Raw genomic sequence first — 17,392 nt, forward strand, 5'->3', positions numbered from 1 at the left:
TGCAGGGGAAATATACCGACAGGCCTCCGGCCCACGGCGGGGCTATTATGCCTATTACCGCCCCGCCTCCCAACGAAATTATCAACCACGGTTCTTTCCCCTTTTATCGCGGGACTAGACTAAAGTCGTCTGTCTTTTTCTTTCGAAGAAGCAGACACTGCAAGGAGTATCGCTATCCCCATACGCTAGCAGCTAGCAAGGAGTGCCGCCATGACCGAGCGCTTTGATACCAGCCATCCCCCGTTCAACCGGCTTAGCAATAGCCAACGGAAACAGCTGGTAGGCGCCCTTGATGTCGCCTACTTCCGCCACGGCGAAACCCTTATAGAAGCCGGAGAGCATTGCGAGGCGCTGTATATCATTATCAAAGGCAGTGTCGAGGAAAGCAGCCCCTCTCCTGCCGACAGCAATGAAATCTATGCCCACTACACCAGCGATGACCTGTTCGATGTCCGAGCCCAACTTGAGGGCACCAGCCGCCACCGCTATGTCGCTACCGAGGATACCCTCTGCTACCTGCTTCCGCGCCAGCTGTTCGTCGAGTTCTACCGTGGCAACCATCAGTTTGCCGCCTACTTCGACACCAGTCTGGCACGCCGACAACAGCTGCTGGAACATGCCCAGCAGCAACAGAATCTTGCCGAGTTCATCCTCACCCGGATCGATGATGGCAACCTCCAGCCATGCCTGACCCTCGCGCAAGCATGCAGCCTCCAGGCCGCAACCGAGCAGCTTCACCAACATAAAATGGATGCTGCCCTGGTCACGCTGGACAACGGCATCGGCATCGGGATCGTGACCCGAACCAACCTGCTCCATGCCGTCATGCTTGATGGCCTGCCCCACCACACAGAGGTTGGAGAGGTCGCCACCACCCCGGTCGTCAGCGTCTCCAAGGGCGACTATCTATTCAATGCCATGCTGGCAATGACCCGCCACAAGATAAAGCGGGTGGCCGTCATGGCGGGGGACGACGTGGCCGGAATGCTGAGCCTAACCCAAATTCTCAGCCTGTTCTCGACCCACTCCCACGTCCTGACCCTGCGCATCGCCCGCGCCACCACCGTCGACGAGCTGGCGGTGGCTGCCAGCAGCCAGCAGAGGCTGGTCGCGACCTTGTTCAATAACGGTATCCACACCCGGTTCGTGATGGAGCTGATCGCCGCGCTCAATGAACAAATCATCGAAAAAGCCTTTCAGCTCGTGGTCCCGCAGCCGCTCCACGCTCATTCCTGCCTCATCGTCATGGGATCGGAGGGGCGAGGCGAGCAAATCCTCAAGACCGACCAAGACAACGCATTAATCCTCGAAGATGGCATCGACTGGCCGGCATTACCGCAGGTGATGGCAACACTCACCCAGACCCTGCAACAGCTGGGCTACCCGCTGTGCCCCGGGCAGGTCATGGTCAACAATCCGAAATGGGTCAAGTCCCAGTCCCAATGGCTAGACACCTTGGACGCCCTGATCCGTCGCGGTGACGGCAACGCAATGATGGAACTGGCCATCCTCGCCGACAGCCATGCCGTGGCAGGTAACCGTTCGCTGCTCCCCCCCTTGCATGAACGCCTCAACCTGCATATGGCCGAACACGAATTGCTGCTTTCCGCCTTTACCCGACCCGCCCTGCATTTCCAGTTGCCGCTGTCCCTGTTCGGCAACCTCAAGGCCGGCAAGCAGGGGCTGGATATCAAGCAGGGCGGCATGTTCCCCATTATCCACGGGATCAGGGCCCTGTCCCTCGAGTACGGGGTGGCGGTGACCAATACCTTCAGCCGTATTGAACAGCTCGCCGAACGCAAGGTGCTGGAGCCCCAAACCGCGTCCAACCTCGCCGAATCCCTCAAGCTATTCATCAAGCTCCGATTACGCCAACAGCTGGAACAGGACGCTGGCGGCATGCTCCAGCACCTCCGGCTAGAGGAGCTCAGCCGGGCCGAGCGCGACCTGCTCCGCCATAGCCTGCACGTGGTCAAGAAGTTCAAGCAATGGCTCGGCTACCACTACCAGATCCGGGATTGAACCGGCAACAGCGAGGCCTTTCCTATGAACGTTCTGCACCGTTACTGGCTGTACCACAAACTGGCAGGCTCCCCCTTCCGTCCCTTGTTCAGACGCTACCAAGGCGACGAACTGGTTTCGCTCGACTGCGAAACGACCAGCCTCGATCCGCAACGTGCCGAACTGGTCACCATTGCCGCCACCCGAATCAAAGCCAACCGGATCCTGACCAGCCAATCACTACAAATTACCCTGAAGGCCCCTGCCAGTCTCGATGCAGACTCCGTGACCATCCATCAGCTGCGGCATCAGGATCTTCGCCACGGTGTCAGCGAAAAAGTCGCGCTATCCCAACTGCTGGACTTTATCGGCAACCGGCCATTGGTGGGCTACCATATCCGCTATGACAAAACGATCCTCGATCGTTACTTCCGCCGCTATTTCGGCTTCCCGCTGCCCAATACCCAGATCGAGGTCAGCCACCTCTACCACCAGCAGCTCGAGCGCCAACTGCCCAATGCTTGCTTCGACCTAAGCCTAGACGCCATCAGCCGCCATCTTGGCCTGCCGGTTCTGGTTCGGCACGACGCCCTCCAAGACGCTATTGCCGCAGCAATGATCTACGTCAGGCTAAAACACGGCGATCTCCCATCCCCTTCGCGGCCTGCGGCCTAATCCGCACCGCCTTAGCGGTCGGGCAATCAATAAATGAAGCATGTTCGATGGCTAGTTTTTCCCTGCAATCGCACTGCAACGGCGGTGATTGACGCACATTTTTTACCATCTCATCCTAAAGTCTAATTGAGGCTTGCGCCGTTCTGTCGGAAGTTAAAGAGAACACGGGGCAACCCTGAAACGAGACACCCGCACTAGCGTGCCCTACATAACACAGAGAAGAATCCGGCCCAGAAGGGGCACCAACGGAGCACAAGGAGAATAGGATGAGTGAAGTTCATGTGTATCCAGTCAATCAGGATATCGCAGCCAGCGCCCACATCACCGACGAACAGTACCGCGAAATGTACCAGCAATCCGTCATCAACCCAGAGGGGTTCTGGCGCGAGCACGGCCAGATTGTTGACTGGATCAAACCTTACTCCAAGGTGAAGAGCACCTCGTTCGATACCGGCCACGTCAGTATCAAATGGTTCGAAGACGGCTCCCTCAATGTCTCGGCCAACTGCCTCGACCGCCACCTCGCCACCCGCGGCGACCAGCCAGCCATCATCTGGGAAGGTGACGACCCGGCCGATGATGCGACCCTTACCTACAGCGAACTGCATGAGCAGGTCTGCAAATTCGCCAACGCCCTAAAGAGCCAAGGCGTGCGCAAGGGCGATGTCGTCTGCCTGTACATGCCGATGGTCGCCGAGGCCGCCGTGGCAATGCTTGCCTGTACTCGGATTGGAGCCGTCCATACCATTGTCTTCGGTGGTTTCTCGCCTGAAGCCTTGGCCGGCCGAATCACCGATTCCAATGCCAAGGTCGTGGTCACGGCTGATGAGGGTGTTCGTGGCGGGCGCAGTGTCCCGCTCAAGAAAAATGTCGATGATGCGCTGGCCAACAAGGCCGTGACCAGTGTCGAGAAAGTTATCGTATTCAAGCGTACCGGCGGGGCTATCGAATGGCACAGCGAGCGCGATGTCTGGTGGCACGACGCCACGGCGGTGGCCTCGACCCACTGCGAGCCCGAGGCGATGAACGCCGAGGATCCGCTGTTTATCCTCTATACCTCCGGCTCAACCGGCAAACCCAAGGGTGTTTTGCACACCACTGGGGGCTATCTGGTCTACGCCACCATGACCTTCAAACACGTCTTCGACTACCAAGAGGGCGAGATCTACTGGTGTACCGCCGATGTCGGCTGGATCACCGGACACAGCTATCTGGTCTACGGCCCACTGGCCAACGGGGCCACCACCCTGTTGTTCGAGGGCGTCCCCAACTACCCGTCCACCAGCCGCATGAGCGAGGTGGTCGACAAGCATCAGGTCAATATCCTCTACACCGCACCGACCGCCATCCGCGCCCTGATGGCCAAGGGCGAGGAAGCCATTGCTGGCACCAACCGCGCTTCGCTGCGGATCATGGGCTCGGTGGGCGAGCCTATCAACCCGGAAGCGTGGGAATGGTACCACCGCACCATCGGCGACAGCCGCTGCCCGATTGTCGATACTTGGTGGCAGACCGAGACCGGCGGGATCCTGATCACCCCGCTGCCGGGTGCCACGGCACTCAAACCCGGCTCGGCTACCCGTCCGTTCTTCGGCGTTCAGCCTGCACTGGTCGACAACATGGGCAACATCCTCGACGGTGCTACCGAGGGCAACTTGGTAATGATTGATTCATGGCCCGGCCAGATGCGGACCCTATGGGGCGATCACGAGCGCTTCGAGCAAACCTACTTCTCTACCTTTCAGGGGATGTATTTCACGGGTGACGGGGCCCGTCGTGACGAGGACGGCTACTACTGGATCACCGGCCGGGTCGACGATGTCCTGAACATTTCCGGCCACCGGATGGGGACCGCCGAAATCGAGTCGGCGCTGGTTGCCTTCGACAAAATCGCCGAGGCCGCGATTGTCGGGGTTCCGCATGACATCAAGGGGCAGGCTATCTACGCCTACATCACCCTCAACGACGGCGAAGTGCCAAGCGCCGAACTGCACAAAGAAGTCAAAGAGTGGGTCCGCAAGGAAATTGGGCCGATTGCCACCCCGGACTTCCTCCACTGGACCGATGCCCTGCCGAAAACCCGTTCGGGCAAAATCATGCGCCGGATCCTGCGCAAAATTGCCACCGGAGACACCGCCTCGCTTGGGGATACCTCAACGCTGGCCGATCCGAGCGTGGTCGATAAACTCATCGCCGAGAAGCAAAAAGTCCTATAACTCTCAGCAAAAAAGCCGCTTACAAGCGGCTTTTTTGATCCACCGCCAACTCTGATAACCTCATCCCCGACAAGAGGTTGCCCCCACCACATAACTCACGCATAGTGCTAAATTCGGCCTATAGTCAACCATAGGCCACCGCTTTATAAAAATTAAGTCAGCGTACAGCTGTTCACTCTAAACTGTGGTGATTAGACCAGTATTTTGCTGCGATTTGCTGTGAATTCTCTATAATTGCACTTCACGCACGCTTTGGCTGATAAAATTGGAACACAAGGAAGGTAATTTACACGTTCGTGCACAATTACCGAGTTAACCCTCAAGAACAGGTGAATTAACGTCAAGATGTCGACCAATCAACGAATTTTATTAATCAATGGTCCAAACCTAAATCTTCTCGGTTTGCGCGAGCCCGGCCACTACGGCCAGCAGTCGCTTGCCGAGATCGTGGACCATCTGACAGCCAAGGCAACCGAACTCGGTGTGACGCTAGAGCACATCCAGTCCAACGCAGAACACGTACTGATTGACGCAATCCATAATGCCTACGGCAAGGTTGATTTCATCCTTATCAACCCCGCGGCATTTACCCATACCAGCGTTGCAATCAGGGATGCGTTGCTGGGGGTTAGCATTCCGTTTATTGAAGTGCACCTGTCCAACGTCCATGCCCGTGAGCCCTTCCGCCATCACTCCTACCTGTCAGACAAGGCAGTGGGGGTTATTTGTGGCCTTGGGCCCGATGGTTATGATTTTGCTCTGCAAGCAGCCGTCAACCGCCTGCGTGCAGCCGCCAACTGAACATAAAGAGAAAGATAAATGGATATTCGTAAGATCAAAAAACTGATTGAGCTAGTAGAAGAGTCTGGTATTGCTGAGCTGGAAATCTCCGAAGGTGAAGAGTCCGTACGCATCAGCCGCGCAACCGCAGCCGTACAGGTTGCAGCACCGGTACAAACTGTTGCAGCCCCTGCGCCAGTAGCTGCACCAGCACCTGTTGCCGCAGCGCCAGCTGCAGAAACCGCACCCGTTGCTGCCGCGCCAGCAGGCCATCAGGTACTGTCGCCAATGGTCGGCTCCTTCTACCGTGCGCCAAGCCCAGAAGCGAAGCCATTTATCGAAGTCGGCCAGTCGGTGAACGTAGGTGATACCCTATGCATCGTTGAAGCCATGAAAATGATGAACCAGATCGAATCGGACAAAGCCGGTACTGTTGTTGCCATCCTGGCTGAAGACGGTGACGCGGTAGAATTCGACCAGCCGCTTGTTATTATCGAATAACCGATCGGGGTTCATTATGTTAGATAAAGTCGTCATCGCCAACCGAGGCGAAATTGCCCTACGTATCTTGCGTGCCTGTAAAGAGCTGGGCATCAAGACGGTCGCGGTGCACTCTACAGCCGACCGCGATCTGAAGCACGTACTGCTGGCTGACGAGTCGATCTGTATCGGCCCGGCCAAGAGCTCCGAGAGCTACCTGAACATTCCTCGCATCATCAGTGCGGCAGAAATCACCGGGGCCGTTGCCATCCACCCGGGTTACGGCTTCCTGTCTGAAAACGCCGATTTTGCCGAGCAGGTTGAGCGCTCAGGTTTCATCTTCGTTGGCCCGAAAGCCGACACGATCCGCATGATGGGTGACAAGGTATCAGCCATCTCTGCTATGAAAAAAGCCGGCGTACCATGCGTTCCTGGTTCTGACGGCCCGCTGGGCGACGACGAAGCCAAGAACAAGGCCATTGCCAAGCGTATCGGCTATCCAGTGATCATCAAGGCATCGGGCGGCGGCGGCGGTCGCGGCATGCGCGTCGTACGCAGCGAGGGCGAGCTGATCAATGCCATCGCCATGACCCGTGCCGAAGCCAAGGCGGCTTTCAGCAACGATATGGTCTACATGGAGAAGTTCCTCGAGAACCCTCGCCATATCGAAGTCCAGGTGATTGCCGACGGCCAGGGCGGTGCGATCCACCTTGGCGAGCGCGACTGTTCGATGCAGCGTCGCCACCAGAAAGTGGTCGAGGAAGCACCGGCACCGGGCATCACCGAGGAGATGCGCAAGTACATCGGTGAGCGCTGTACCCGTGCATGTATCGAAATCGGCTACCGCGGTGCGGGTACGTTCGAATTCCTGTACGAAAACGGCGAGTTCTACTTCATCGAGATGAACACCCGTATTCAGGTTGAGCACCCAGTGACCGAGATGGTGACCGGCGTTGACCTGATCAAAGAGCAGCTTCGCATTGCAGCCGGCCAGCCGCTGTCATTCACCCAAGATGACATCAAGATCAAGGGCCATGCCATTGAGTGCCGTATCAATGCCGAAGACCCAGTCCGCTTCCTGCCTTCACCGGGCAAGGTCGAGCGCTTCCATGCCCCTGGCGGCATGGGCGTACGCTGGGAGTCGCATATTTACTCGGGCTATACCGTGCCACCTCATTACGACTCGATGATCGGCAAGCTGATCACCTACGGCGAGAACCGTGACGTGGCGATTGCCCGCATGAAGAACGCCCTGAGCGAAATGATCATCGACGGGATCAAAACCAACGTCCCGCTCCAGCAGGAGATCATGGCCGACGAGAACTTCCAGCACGGTGGTGCCAATATCCACTATTTGGAAAAGAAACTCGGCATGCATTGATTGCCATTACAAAAGGCTGCCACGGCAGCCTTTTTTCTTGCCGCCTCCATGCAGGGCCCTACCCCTGCGGCGCCATCGCAGCTAAATTCACAGCCATTTCCTAGCGATTCACGCCAAGTTTTGCCACAATACCCCACCTTTTTTGTATGAAGATTAAGCACAATGGGGCACTAGGTGCTCATTTCAACAAGCTTAACAACGGAATCTTTTTGCCATGAAAACGCTTGCTGCGCGCTATCGCCAAGCCCATCGGGAAGCCAAATGGGCGATTGGGCTGGCCTTGGCCTATTTTGCCTGGTGGTATATTTCCGCCTATGCCTTTGCTCCTGCCGGGGCTGACAATGCCATGCCATCACTTTACTGGGGCTTCCCCCTGTGGTTCCTCCTCGCCTGCATCGTCGGCCCGGTCGTATTCACCGTGCTATGCGGCCTGATGGTCAAGTACCTCTACCGCGACATGCCGCTTGATATCGAGCAGGAGAGCCATAATGAATAGTCAGCTGCTGATCCCTCTTGTCCTATACCTTTTGGCAGTATTTGCCGTGGCGCTCTATTCACGACGCGGCCGCAGCAATAGCAACGGCTTCCTCAACGAATACCTCGTCGGCAACCGCAGCATGGGGGGCTTCGTCCTCGCCATGACCTTGGCTGCCACCTATGCCAGTGCCAGCTCCTTCATCGGCGGCCCGGGTGCCGCCTACAAGATGGGGCTGGGCTGGGTATTGCTGGCTATGATCCAGCTGCCCGCCGCGTGGCTGACCCTCGGGGTGCTCGGCAAGAAATTTGCCATCGAGGCCCGCCGCCACAATGCACTGACCCTTAACGACATCCTCTATGCCCGCTACCGCAACCGCGGGGTGGTGATCTTCGCCTCGTTGGCCCTGCTGCTAGCATTCTTCGGCACCATGGTGGTCCAGTTCGTCGGCGGTGCCCGCCTGCTGCAAACCGTCACCGGCCTCTCCTACCAGCACGGCCTGATGCTGTTCGCGGTGACCGTCGGCCTCTACACCACTATCGGCGGCTTCCGCGCCGTGGTGATGACCGATACCATCCAAGGGATCATGATGATCATCGGCACCATTGCCCTGCTGGTCGGGATCGTCCACGCCGGCGGCAGCATCGGCGAGATGATGGGTGAGCTACACCGGATCGATCCGGCGCTGCTGAGCCCGTTCGGCCCCGACAACTTCCTCAGCCAGCCGTTCATGCTCAGCTTCTGGGTGTTGGTCTGTTTTGGCGTCATCGGCCTGCCCCATGCCGCAGTTCGCTGCATGTCTTACAAATCGAGCGGCTCGCTGCACAAGGGAATGGTGATCAGCACCGCGATGGTGGCCTTCCTGATGCTAGGGATGCACCTTGCCGGCGCGCTGGGCCGAGCTATCGTGCCTGATATCGCCAGCCCGGACCAGATCATGCCGACCCTGATGATGACGGTACTGCCGCCGGTTGTCGCCGGGATCTTCCTGGCCGGCCCGATGGCCGCCATCATGTCGACCATCGACTCGCAGCTGATCCAAGCCTCGGCGACCCTGCTCAAGGATCTCTACCTCAATTACATCAACCCCCAGGCCGCAGAGGGCGAGGAGGCCGAGCGCCGCCTGCCGAAACTGTCACTGTGGGTAACCGGCATTTTCTCGCTGCTGGTCTTCGTTGCCGCGACCAACCCGCCGGATATGATCATCTGGCTCAACTTGCTGGCCTTCGGCGGCATGCAGGCAGTATTCCTATGGCCGCTGGTGCTTGGCCTGTACTGGAAAAAAGCCTCGGCCACAGGGGCGTTTGCCTCCATGGCGGTGGGCCTGTCCTGCTACATCGGCCTCTCTGTTGCCAAGCCTGATTTGGGCGGCGTCCACGCCATCGTCCCGACCCTGCTGCTGAGCCTTGCCGCCTTCGTTGGCGGCAGCCTCGCCCGGCCGGTCAGGGTCTCGACCCCGCAACAAGCCTAACTGTCAGATAGCACCCTCGGGTGCTATCTTTTTACCACTGCCTAAATTTCATGCTAGACTCCGCATCCTTGAACCGTAGCTAACATAAGCGAATAGACCATGCCTTGGATTCAAATCAAACTGAACGCAACGGCTGAAAATGCTGAAGCCATCGGCGATATGCTGATGGAAGAGACCGGTGCCGTATCGGCCACTTTCCTGGATGCTCAGGACACACCGGTATTCGAACCACTGCCGGGTGAGACCCGCCTGTGGGGGGATACCGATGTGGTCGGCCTGTACGATGCAGAAACCGATATGAATATCGTCCTTGATATGCTGAAGAACAGCCCACTGATCGCCGACGATTTTGCCTACAAAATCGAGCAGATCGAAGACAAGGACTGGGAGCGCGAGTGGATGGACAACTTCCACCCAATGCGTTTCGGCCGCCGCCTGTGGATCTGCCCTAGCTGGCGCGAGGCTCCAGAACCAGACGCGGTTAACGTCATGCTTGACCCAGGTCTTGCATTCGGTACCGGTACCCACCCAACCACTTCACTATGCCTAGAGTGGCTTGACGGCCAAGATCTGACTGGCAAGACAGTGATCGACTTCGGCTGTGGCTCGGGCATTCTGGCTATCGCAGCCCTGAAATTGGGCGCGGCCAAGGTTATCGGTATCGACATCGACCCGCAGGCTATTCAGGCTTCACGCGACAACGCCGAGCGCAATGGTGTTGCCGACAACCTTGAGCTTTACCTGCCAAAAGACCAGCCAGCCGATATCCAAGCCGATGTCGTGGTTGCCAACATTCTGGCCGGCCCGCTTCGCGAGCTGTCACCGGTAATCAAGAGCCTGGTCAAAGACGGCGGCCTACTGGCTATTTCCGGTGTTCTGGAAAGCCAGGCCGAGGACGTTGCCAGCTACTACGGCGACGAGCTGACGCTTGATCCAATCGCTGCACGCGAAGAATGGTGCCGTATTTCAGGCTACAAAGCTTAAGCACTTTTCCCTCTTGCATTGATGGCCAATTGATTGAAAAAAGTACAGTTTTGTAATGCAAAACCTAAATGCTCAATTATTGGCCTTTTCAGAAAGGGAAAAAATGCGTAAAATGCGCGCCCTTACTGGCATTGTCGGGAATAGACGTTTGAAGATCGGTCCATATCAACTAAAAAACCAGCTGATAGTTGCCCCAATGGCGGGCGTAACCGATCGGCCATTCCGCGAGTTATGCCTGCGCTACGGCGCGGGGATGGCTGTCAGCGAAATGATGTCGTCTAATCCGGACCTGTGGAAAACCGCCAAATCCCAGAACCGCATGGTGCACGAAGGTGAATCAGGGGTGCGCTCGGTACAGATTGCCGGCAGCGATCCGATACTGATGGCCGAAGCAGCGCAGTTCAGTGTTGAGAACGGTGCCCAAATCATCGACATCAACATGGGCTGCCCGGCCAAGAAGGTCAACAAGCGCCTTGCTGGCTCGGCACTGTTACAGTACCCCGAGCTGATCGAAGATATTCTTCGCAGCGTTGTGGATGCTGTAGATGTCCCCGTGACACTGAAAACCCGTACCGGCTGGGATCTCGACAACCGAAACTGTGTCGATATTGCCAAACGTGCCGAACAATGCGGCATACAGGCACTGGCCCTTCATGGCCGGACCAAAGCCTGTATGTACAAAGGCGAGGCAGAATACGATTACATCAAGTCCGTGAAAGAGGCGATCTCGATTCCGGTAATTGCGAACGGTGATATCGATTCACCGGAAAAGGCACGCTTTGTACTGGATTACACCGGTGCCGATGGCTTGATGATTGGCCGCCCTGCGCAGGGGCGTCCGTGGATTTTCCAGGAAATCCACCACTACTTAACAACTGGCGAACACCTGCCGGCACCGTCTACCGACGAGGTCAGCAGTATCATGCTGGGTCATGTTCAGGAGCTTCACCGTTTCTACGGCGATTTTCTTGGCTTGCGCATCGCCCGCAAACATGTGGGTTGGTACTTGAAAGAACAGGCCACAGCTGATTCGTTCCGCCGCTCCTTCAACGCAATCGAGAATGCCCAACAGCAACTCGACGCGCTGCAAGGCTACTTCGACAACGTTGCATAAATACGAGAAGAGCTTACAGAATATGTTCGAACAAAATCTGACTTCCGAAGCATTGACAGTAACAACTGTTACTTCACAGGACCAAATCACACAGAAGCCACTTCGTGACTCTGTTAAAGCGTCGCTGAAAAACTACCTGGCTCAACTAAACGGTCAGGAAGTCGATGATCTGTACGAGCTAGTACTTGCTGAAGTTGAGCAGCCTCTGCTTGACACTATCATGCAGTACACTCGCGGTAACCAGACTCGTGCTGCAACTATGATGGGTATCAACCGTGGTACTCTACGCAAGAAACTGAAAAAATACGGCATGAACTGATAAACAATCAGTAAATCCCTGTATTGAAATGGGCCGCATTGAAAAATGCGGCCCGTTTTCATATCCGGAGCAACAAACCACGGCTAGGCAATGGATACACTCAGGAACTGCTGGGCCAACTCAACGTCAGCCAATACCGCCTTCAGTGCAGGATCGCCACTTTGCATTAAATCCTGCATCAGCCCCAAACGCAGGTCATGGGGCAGTAATTCCATTTTCAGGAAACGCTGGACATTGGTTAGCCCCGTCCCCTTGAGGCTTTTAGGGTTCTGCTTTAGATAATGGCACAAACGCGTGCACAGCGTTGCAAGCACATCGATGCGCGGCGTGTCCTTGCCCACACTGCGAGTAATCGCCGGCAGTACCTGTTTATCAAAATCCTTGGCCGAGACAATGGTTTCAGCACTCACCAACGCACTAAGGTTTTGTCGAACAAACGTCACGAAAGCCGCCGAGGTGGCCTCATCCAGACAAGACTGTGCCAGCTGATGAACCAATGACAGTTCCGCTTTCAGATCGGCGATCCCCTCGATACTCTTGAAAAATTGCACCAACGAGCGCGGGGTCGTACGCGCGCCGCTCACCAGCTCAGGGTAAATCAGCACAAAGTCGATCCCCCGCGAGTCGATACCCGCTTGTTGCGCCCACCACGCCCACGCTTTCGGATCAAACTCGAGGGTAATATGCATCATCCGTGTCAGCATAGCGTCATCCATCGGCGTCACGCTGTAGTCGCCGCCATCTGGGTTGGCTGTCAGCACGATCCGCCATTGCGGCGGCAGCGCCCAGCTCACCAAGGCGTGGTTTTGCAGCAGCTGCATAATACCTCGCAAAATACGGTCATCGGCTCGGTTGACATCGTCGATCAACAAAATACCCGGCACGTCCTCGCGGGGAACCCACTCCGGTGGGGCGAACTGGGTGATGCTCTTGCCATCAACCTCTTTGAGCTGCGGCAAGCCCAACAAATCCCCCATTTCTTCAAATTGGGCGGGGGCAATATCGCGAAAGGCCATGCCTTTTGCCTTGGCTATTTGCGCCACCAATTCGGTTTTGCCTATACCATGGCGCCCCCAAATACACACAGGGGTACGAAGTTGGCTGCCTAACAAATGGTCCAGAAAATTCTGGACCGACGGTGCGTCGCAGCGCTGGCCATAAAATTGATAATGTAGAGCGGTCTTGCTCATGGGGGCTCCCAAAATTAAATCACCTGACGGCACGTTAGCATGCAGTGCAATATAACGATGCGTAACGGCCATCGCGGTTATCTGAAATAAAACAAACTCATCGTCCGAAGGGGATCAGGCGGTCATCGTCAGTACGCGACCGCTCGGTGCTAAATGCGCAGTAACCCTATCATGTGCGGGGTTATGCAAAAGCCACAGCAAGGGCATGCGCGGATGCTCAATAGGCGCAGCGGCTTCGCCATCGGTAAAGTAGATCAGCGCGTCCACCCGTAGCTGGTTGGCGAGCTTGATAGGGGCATTAAAATCGGTTCCCCCACGACCACTCACCTCTGAGATAGGCTCGCCGCGATAGTGGTACTGGCACTGAATGTCGACATCGCACTCAACAATGATGATTTCGGCACCCGTTCGCCAAATCCAGTAAATCTCATCAAAAAACTGGCTGAGCTGCGTCGCCGATACGCTGCCTGATGTATCTACCGCCACCAAGATACGTTGCAGCGGCTGCACCTGGATACCGGGTACGGTGCCATAGCGCTTGGAAGGACGGCGCAGGGTATTTTTCAACTTGGTTTTGCGGGCATTATGCGCAAACAAGCGCAGCAATCGGCGCCAATTGATCTGGGCCTTCATCCGCGCCTCAATCTCGGCCAACTGTTCACGCAACTCCTGTGGCAAGTCACCGCAGCCTACCTCCCCCACGCGATGTGCCGCATTGAGCGCATGCTGCTGCCATTGGCTTTGCTGCAGCTTGAGTATGGCATCCCCCTGCTGGGATATAGCTTGCCAACTCTGGTGCCATAGCCTCCCCGAATCGGGCGACGTAGGGTTGTGGCCTAATTCCGGCATCGACTGGACTAGCTGGGAACGTAATGGCAACAAGGCCTGATAATAGTCATCTACCCCTAAAAATGGGTCGAGCGGCGGCAGGCCCAGCGTGCTGAGCCACGCGTTGATGCTCGCCAACGTGACCATCGGCGGGCAAATCTGTTCCTGTCGCAAATACTGGTTAACCACCAAGTCCGCCGCGCAGTCAAAGATCACCAGATCATAGTAATGATGACGCCGCCACACATGGCCTAAAACCAAATGCAGCGCTTCATGTTTCAATGCCCCTTGCTGTTGCAGCTTCGTTAGCTGCATCCATTGTTCAGGCTGACAACGCAGTACCAACTCACCGTCCTCTTGCCATGTTAGGCAAAGGGCCTGATCGCCACATTCTGGTGCGGCAATGACTTTATTCATGACCGTCAGATAATGGCCGTAAAAAGGTTCGGCCAGCATCAAACGCACCATAGCAGTGCTGATACTTTGCGATGCTGGCAATAACGTTAAAGACATATGTCACCCAAGTGTGTCTGCAGGAACAGCATGTTGCTGCCGAGACGATAACATAAAGTTATGATTGAAAAGAATTTATTGTAATAGCAATGGTATAGCCAACCCGCTTTTATGCTAAATTGCCCAACTCCATACCTAGCATTTTAAGTCAGACATGAGCCTCACACCGCTACCCGAAACCCAACGCCAAGCCTTAGAAAAGGTACATGGCGATCTTAATACCGTCACCGAGCTCCGATTATCACAGCAACGTTGTGCCGATCTCCAATGGCTCGTCCACTGCCCGAACCTGACCCATCTTCACCTCGAGCAGATCGACGACCTATGCCACCCAGAAGGGGAGCACGCATTTCCGTTCCTGCCGCAGCTTGAATGCTTATACCTTTTCGACTGCGAAGGTGAGCAGTTACCGCCAACGATTCGCGGGCTCGGACAGCTCAATGAATTGCTCATTCTCGACAGCCAGCTCAAAGCTGTGGGCGATCTCAGCCAGATGACCCAGCTCGCCGAGCTGTATATCGGTATCCATACATACACCAGTCTTGGGTCATGCCCCAATCTGGACGGTGCCTTGACGCTGCCTCAGCTCAAGGTTTTGACTATCCAGCCACATCTGGACCAACACACTGCGCCCGCCGCACTGCCACTGTTTGCCGCCTCGGTCGATGTCCAGATTGAGTGCGACGATAACCTGCGCCGTAGCAAAGATCTCACCAAGCAGCTCAAGGTGCTGCGCCAGTCACCACTCAGTGATGAAGACAAGCAGCGCTACACCCATATTCTGCTGGGGATGAACTTTACCCGCGAACTGCCTGACATGGACGGTCGGTTTTACCTGACTTTTCTAGAAGGGAAATATCTACCGTTTAAAGAACGCGCGCTAGCTTGGCTGCGCAAGCAAAGTGAAAGCAACCAAACCAAGCTACCGCTGGCTGACGGTGCTGTGCTGTATATTTGCGGAAAGACAGGCATTAAAGCGGCCGAGCTCAAAAACAAGCTGGCACCGCTTGGCATCACGATCAGTAAAACGCTGACGGAGAAAGTGAGCCATATCGTTCTGGGCAATAATCCGAAAGACACCCACTTATTCAGCGACGAAGACCCTCGCTTGATCGATGAGACAGGGCTCCAGCAAACCCTGCAAAGCCAAGCACCGCAATTCCTGCAGCAGGCAATCCACGAGCAGCCCGAGCAGGGCCAGGCAATGGTCGACAACGTGCTGTCGATGCTATCCTCACCCGATGAGGCTGCACACCATGTCGCGCTGAGCATGATTGAACAAGGTGGCGTGACCCCAAAGATGCACCGGCCGCTGTTCTTTGTTCTAAAAACCACCGCGAATGCAGACATCCGCAAATCCATCAAACGCCTTCTGGCTGGGGTGGGCGAAGAGCTATTTCAGATGGCGGTACAAGATCGCGCGCTATTGCACGAGCTATACAACAAAAACACCGAGATGTCCGAGTACGATGGTGAGGGACTGTTCTACAAGCGCCTCAAAGGGCTTGAGAAAAAATGGGGCAAGGATTTGTGCCAGGATGTAGCCCTTCGCCACTGGCAGCATCATTGCGAGGGCTTGCTCTATATCTTGTTTGATAAAGAAGAGAGCGAGTGCCGCGATCAGGCGATCAACGCGTGCATTGAGCAGCTAGAAGATGGCCGCTACAGCCTTGACTGGTCACGCGCCTGTGGTTTCAATAATGGCCTGAATTGGGTTGGTCGCAACCAAGAGACACCGGAGCAGCGCACGAAGCGCCTGATGAATATACACCGCAGCCCGACTCTTTACCTGAGCCGCAACCTCTCTGATCTCAAGAAGAAAAATACCCGGTTACCGGCCCCTGAGCGTTTGTCCGCTCCCGTTCAGGCAATCAATGCTCGCAACTGTTTATTGAAAACACTACCGGTGGATATCGAGCTGTACCCCCATATCACCCACTTGAATTTATCGCGCAACCGTCTAGAAAAGCTACCGGCCAAGCTAACGGCATTGCAGGCATTGACGCACCTAGATCTGAGCTTCAACCATTTTGAAACCTTCCCTCAGGTACTGATAAATATGCCGTCCCTGCAATGGATTGACATGCGCCGCGCCCGACAGCCCGATTACCACACCGGCTACGACACAATGAGCTACCGCCCGATTGACATACCCGAAGCATTTCGCAAGGCCAATCCTGACTGTCAGATCCTCACCGACGAGAACACGCCAGTCATCGACGAATAGTTCTTTCACCCGTTGTCACAGCGCTCGCCGCCAGCTATTGCTGGCGGCTATCTTTCAGGATCCGGCGCGGCTCTCATTGTTAAGACACCTACCCACCTAGAGTGAACCATACTCCCTCTTTGAACGTTCCCCCTTAGGCGTTAATCACAATGAGGCTCTATTCATGAACAACATATTTACTTTTTTCCGCCGTACCGCAATGCTGTGGCTCCTTTGCCTACCCACCCTTGCCCTTGCTGATCACCACGAGCAAACCCAAGCCGAGAAGAATCTTGTCCAAGTAGCCGCCAACAACGATGACTTCCAGACGCTGGTAATGGCCATCAAAGCAGCTGACCTCACTGAAACCCTCGAGGGCAAAGGACCGTTTACCGTACTGGCTCCGACTGATGAGGCTTTCGCCAAACTGCCAGAGGGCACCTTGGCCGAACTGCTAAAACCCGAGAACAAAGAAAAACTTCAGGCGCTGCTTACCTACCATGTTCTGCCAGGGGCGATCTCGTCCAAAGAAGTAAGCAAATTGAAACTCCCGGCAACGGTGCAAGGCGATACATTGAAAATAGAAAATACTGATGACGGAGTGACGATTAACGGGGCGAAAGTCCTGATTGCCGATCTTCCGGCCAGCAACGGGATCATCCATGTTATCGACACGGTACTGATCCCACCTCAAAAAGCAGAATAACAATGCAAGGTATAGCAGCAATAAAAAAAGCTTCGCCAAGGCGAAGCTTTTTT

The 17,392-nt window shown here is 55.8% G+C and carries 15 protein-coding genes; 13 read left to right on the forward strand and 2 right to left on the reverse strand.

The genetic code is table 11. From position 1 onward, the window contains the following. Positions 1-210: 210 nt before the first annotated feature. From ABT56_RS08365 to fis, 11 genes are all read left to right on the forward strand, one after another. Positions 211-2,022, forward strand: coding sequence for a DUF294 nucleotidyltransferase-like domain-containing protein (locus ABT56_RS08365; protein WP_047878421.1), 1,812 nt, complete (start codon positions 211-213; stop codon positions 2,020-2,022). A 24-nt stretch (positions 2,023-2,046) separates the two neighbouring features. Further along, the gene (locus ABT56_RS08370) at positions 2,047-2,676 is read left to right on the forward strand and encodes a 3'-5' exonuclease (protein ID WP_047878422.1); all 630 of its coding nucleotides are present in this window, start codon (positions 2,047-2,049) and stop codon (positions 2,674-2,676) included. A 266-nt stretch (positions 2,677-2,942) separates the two neighbouring features. Beyond that, the gene (gene acs / locus ABT56_RS08375) at positions 2,943-4,892 is read left to right on the forward strand and encodes an acetate--CoA ligase (RefSeq protein ID WP_047878423.1); all 1,950 of its coding nucleotides are present in this window, start codon (positions 2,943-2,945) and stop codon (positions 4,890-4,892) included. Positions 4,893-5,237: 345 nt separating this feature from the next. Continuing rightward, positions 5,238-5,693: a type II 3-dehydroquinate dehydratase gene (aroQ, locus tag ABT56_RS08380; protein WP_047878424.1), complete on the forward strand. Its 456-nt coding sequence runs from the start codon at positions 5,238-5,240 to the stop codon at positions 5,691-5,693. Between the two features lie 18 nt (positions 5,694-5,711). Beyond that, the gene (accB, locus tag ABT56_RS08385; RefSeq protein WP_047878425.1) at positions 5,712-6,173 is read left to right on the forward strand and encodes an acetyl-CoA carboxylase biotin carboxyl carrier protein; all 462 of its coding nucleotides are present in this window, start codon (positions 5,712-5,714) and stop codon (positions 6,171-6,173) included. Between the two features lie 16 nt (positions 6,174-6,189). Then, complete coding sequence (gene accC, locus ABT56_RS08390) at positions 6,190-7,533, forward strand: acetyl-CoA carboxylase biotin carboxylase subunit (protein WP_047878426.1); 1,344 nt, start codon at positions 6,190-6,192, stop codon at positions 7,531-7,533. Between the two features lie 214 nt (positions 7,534-7,747). After that, the gene (locus ABT56_RS08395) at positions 7,748-8,029 is read left to right on the forward strand and encodes a YhdT family protein (protein WP_047878427.1); all 282 of its coding nucleotides are present in this window, start codon (positions 7,748-7,750) and stop codon (positions 8,027-8,029) included. Then, positions 8,022-9,479 (forward strand): sodium/pantothenate symporter, encoded by a 1,458-nt coding sequence (panF, locus tag ABT56_RS08400; protein WP_047878428.1) that lies wholly within the window; start codon positions 8,022-8,024, stop codon positions 9,477-9,479. Before ABT56_RS08395 ends, panF begins: the two co-directional genes overlap by 8 nt. A 99-nt stretch (positions 9,480-9,578) precedes the next feature. After that, positions 9,579-10,463 carry a 50S ribosomal protein L11 methyltransferase gene (gene prmA, locus ABT56_RS08405; protein WP_047878429.1) on the forward strand — a complete coding sequence of 295 codons (885 nt, stop codon included), beginning with the start codon at positions 9,579-9,581 and terminating at the stop codon, positions 10,461-10,463. 148 nt (positions 10,464-10,611) lie between these two features. Beyond that, the gene (gene dusB, locus ABT56_RS08410; protein WP_047878462.1) at positions 10,612-11,577 is read left to right on the forward strand and encodes a tRNA dihydrouridine synthase DusB; all 966 of its coding nucleotides are present in this window, start codon (positions 10,612-10,614) and stop codon (positions 11,575-11,577) included. A 22-nt stretch (positions 11,578-11,599) separates the two neighbouring features. Beyond that, positions 11,600-11,896, forward strand: coding sequence for a DNA-binding transcriptional regulator Fis (gene fis / locus ABT56_RS08415; RefSeq protein WP_005372656.1), 297 nt, complete (start codon positions 11,600-11,602; stop codon positions 11,894-11,896). A gap of 83 nt (positions 11,897-11,979) precedes the next feature. Here fis and ABT56_RS08420 read toward each other — a convergent pair whose 3' ends face one another. Both ABT56_RS08420 and ABT56_RS08425 read right to left on the reverse strand, forming a co-directional pair. Next, entirely contained in the window at positions 11,980-13,086 is a 1,107-nt protein-coding gene (locus tag ABT56_RS08420; protein WP_047878463.1) for an AAA family ATPase, read from the reverse strand. 114 nt (positions 13,087-13,200) lie between these two features. Then, positions 13,201-14,427: a vWA domain-containing protein gene (locus tag ABT56_RS08425; protein WP_084722197.1), complete on the reverse strand. Its 1,227-nt coding sequence runs from the start codon at positions 14,425-14,427 to the stop codon at positions 13,201-13,203. A gap of 154 nt (positions 14,428-14,581) precedes the next feature. On the opposite strand from ABT56_RS08425, the gene ABT56_RS08430 reads away from it, so the two are divergent. Further along, complete coding sequence (locus ABT56_RS08430; RefSeq protein WP_053062422.1) at positions 14,582-16,654, forward strand: leucine-rich repeat domain-containing protein; 2,073 nt, start codon at positions 14,582-14,584, stop codon at positions 16,652-16,654. A 163-nt stretch (positions 16,655-16,817) separates the two neighbouring features. Beyond that, the gene (locus ABT56_RS08435; RefSeq protein WP_047878430.1) at positions 16,818-17,339 is read left to right on the forward strand and encodes a fasciclin domain-containing protein; all 522 of its coding nucleotides are present in this window, start codon (positions 16,818-16,820) and stop codon (positions 17,337-17,339) included. Positions 17,340-17,392 lie beyond the last annotated feature (53 nt).

Source organism: Photobacterium aquae, assembly GCF_001029445.1.
GTDB classification, from domain to species: domain Bacteria; phylum Pseudomonadota; class Gammaproteobacteria; order Enterobacterales; family Vibrionaceae; genus Photobacterium; species Photobacterium aquae.

What these genes read in the sequence shown, in the direction of transcription:
- accB (WP_047878425.1), top strand. Translation starts at nt 5,712, where the DNA reads ATGGATATTCGTAAGATCAAAAAACTGATTGAGCTAGTAGAAGAGTCT.
- ABT56_RS08420 (WP_047878463.1), bottom strand. Translation starts at nt 13,086, where the DNA reads ATGAGCAAGACCGCTCTACATTATCAATTTTATGGCCAGCGCTGCGAC.
- ABT56_RS08365 (WP_047878421.1), top strand. Translation starts at nt 211, where the DNA reads ATGACCGAGCGCTTTGATACCAGCCATCCCCCGTTCAACCGGCTTAGC.
- ABT56_RS08425 (WP_084722197.1), bottom strand. Translation starts at nt 14,427, where the DNA reads ATGTCTTTAACGTTATTGCCAGCATCGCAAAGTATCAGCACTGCTATG.
- ABT56_RS08395 (WP_047878427.1), top strand. Translation starts at nt 7,748, where the DNA reads ATGAAAACGCTTGCTGCGCGCTATCGCCAAGCCCATCGGGAAGCCAAA.
- ABT56_RS08430 (WP_053062422.1), top strand. Translation starts at nt 14,582, where the DNA reads ATGAGCCTCACACCGCTACCCGAAACCCAACGCCAAGCCTTAGAAAAG.
- aroQ (WP_047878424.1), top strand. Translation starts at nt 5,238, where the DNA reads ATGTCGACCAATCAACGAATTTTATTAATCAATGGTCCAAACCTAAAT.
- panF (WP_047878428.1), top strand. Translation starts at nt 8,022, where the DNA reads ATGAATAGTCAGCTGCTGATCCCTCTTGTCCTATACCTTTTGGCAGTA.
- prmA (WP_047878429.1), top strand. Translation starts at nt 9,579, where the DNA reads ATGCCTTGGATTCAAATCAAACTGAACGCAACGGCTGAAAATGCTGAA.
- ABT56_RS08370 (WP_047878422.1), top strand. Translation starts at nt 2,047, where the DNA reads ATGAACGTTCTGCACCGTTACTGGCTGTACCACAAACTGGCAGGCTCC.
- acs (WP_047878423.1), top strand. Translation starts at nt 2,943, where the DNA reads ATGAGTGAAGTTCATGTGTATCCAGTCAATCAGGATATCGCAGCCAGC.
- fis (WP_005372656.1), top strand. Translation starts at nt 11,600, where the DNA reads ATGTTCGAACAAAATCTGACTTCCGAAGCATTGACAGTAACAACTGTT.
- ABT56_RS08435 (WP_047878430.1), top strand. Translation starts at nt 16,818, where the DNA reads ATGAACAACATATTTACTTTTTTCCGCCGTACCGCAATGCTGTGGCTC.
- accC (WP_047878426.1), top strand. Translation starts at nt 6,190, where the DNA reads ATGTTAGATAAAGTCGTCATCGCCAACCGAGGCGAAATTGCCCTACGT.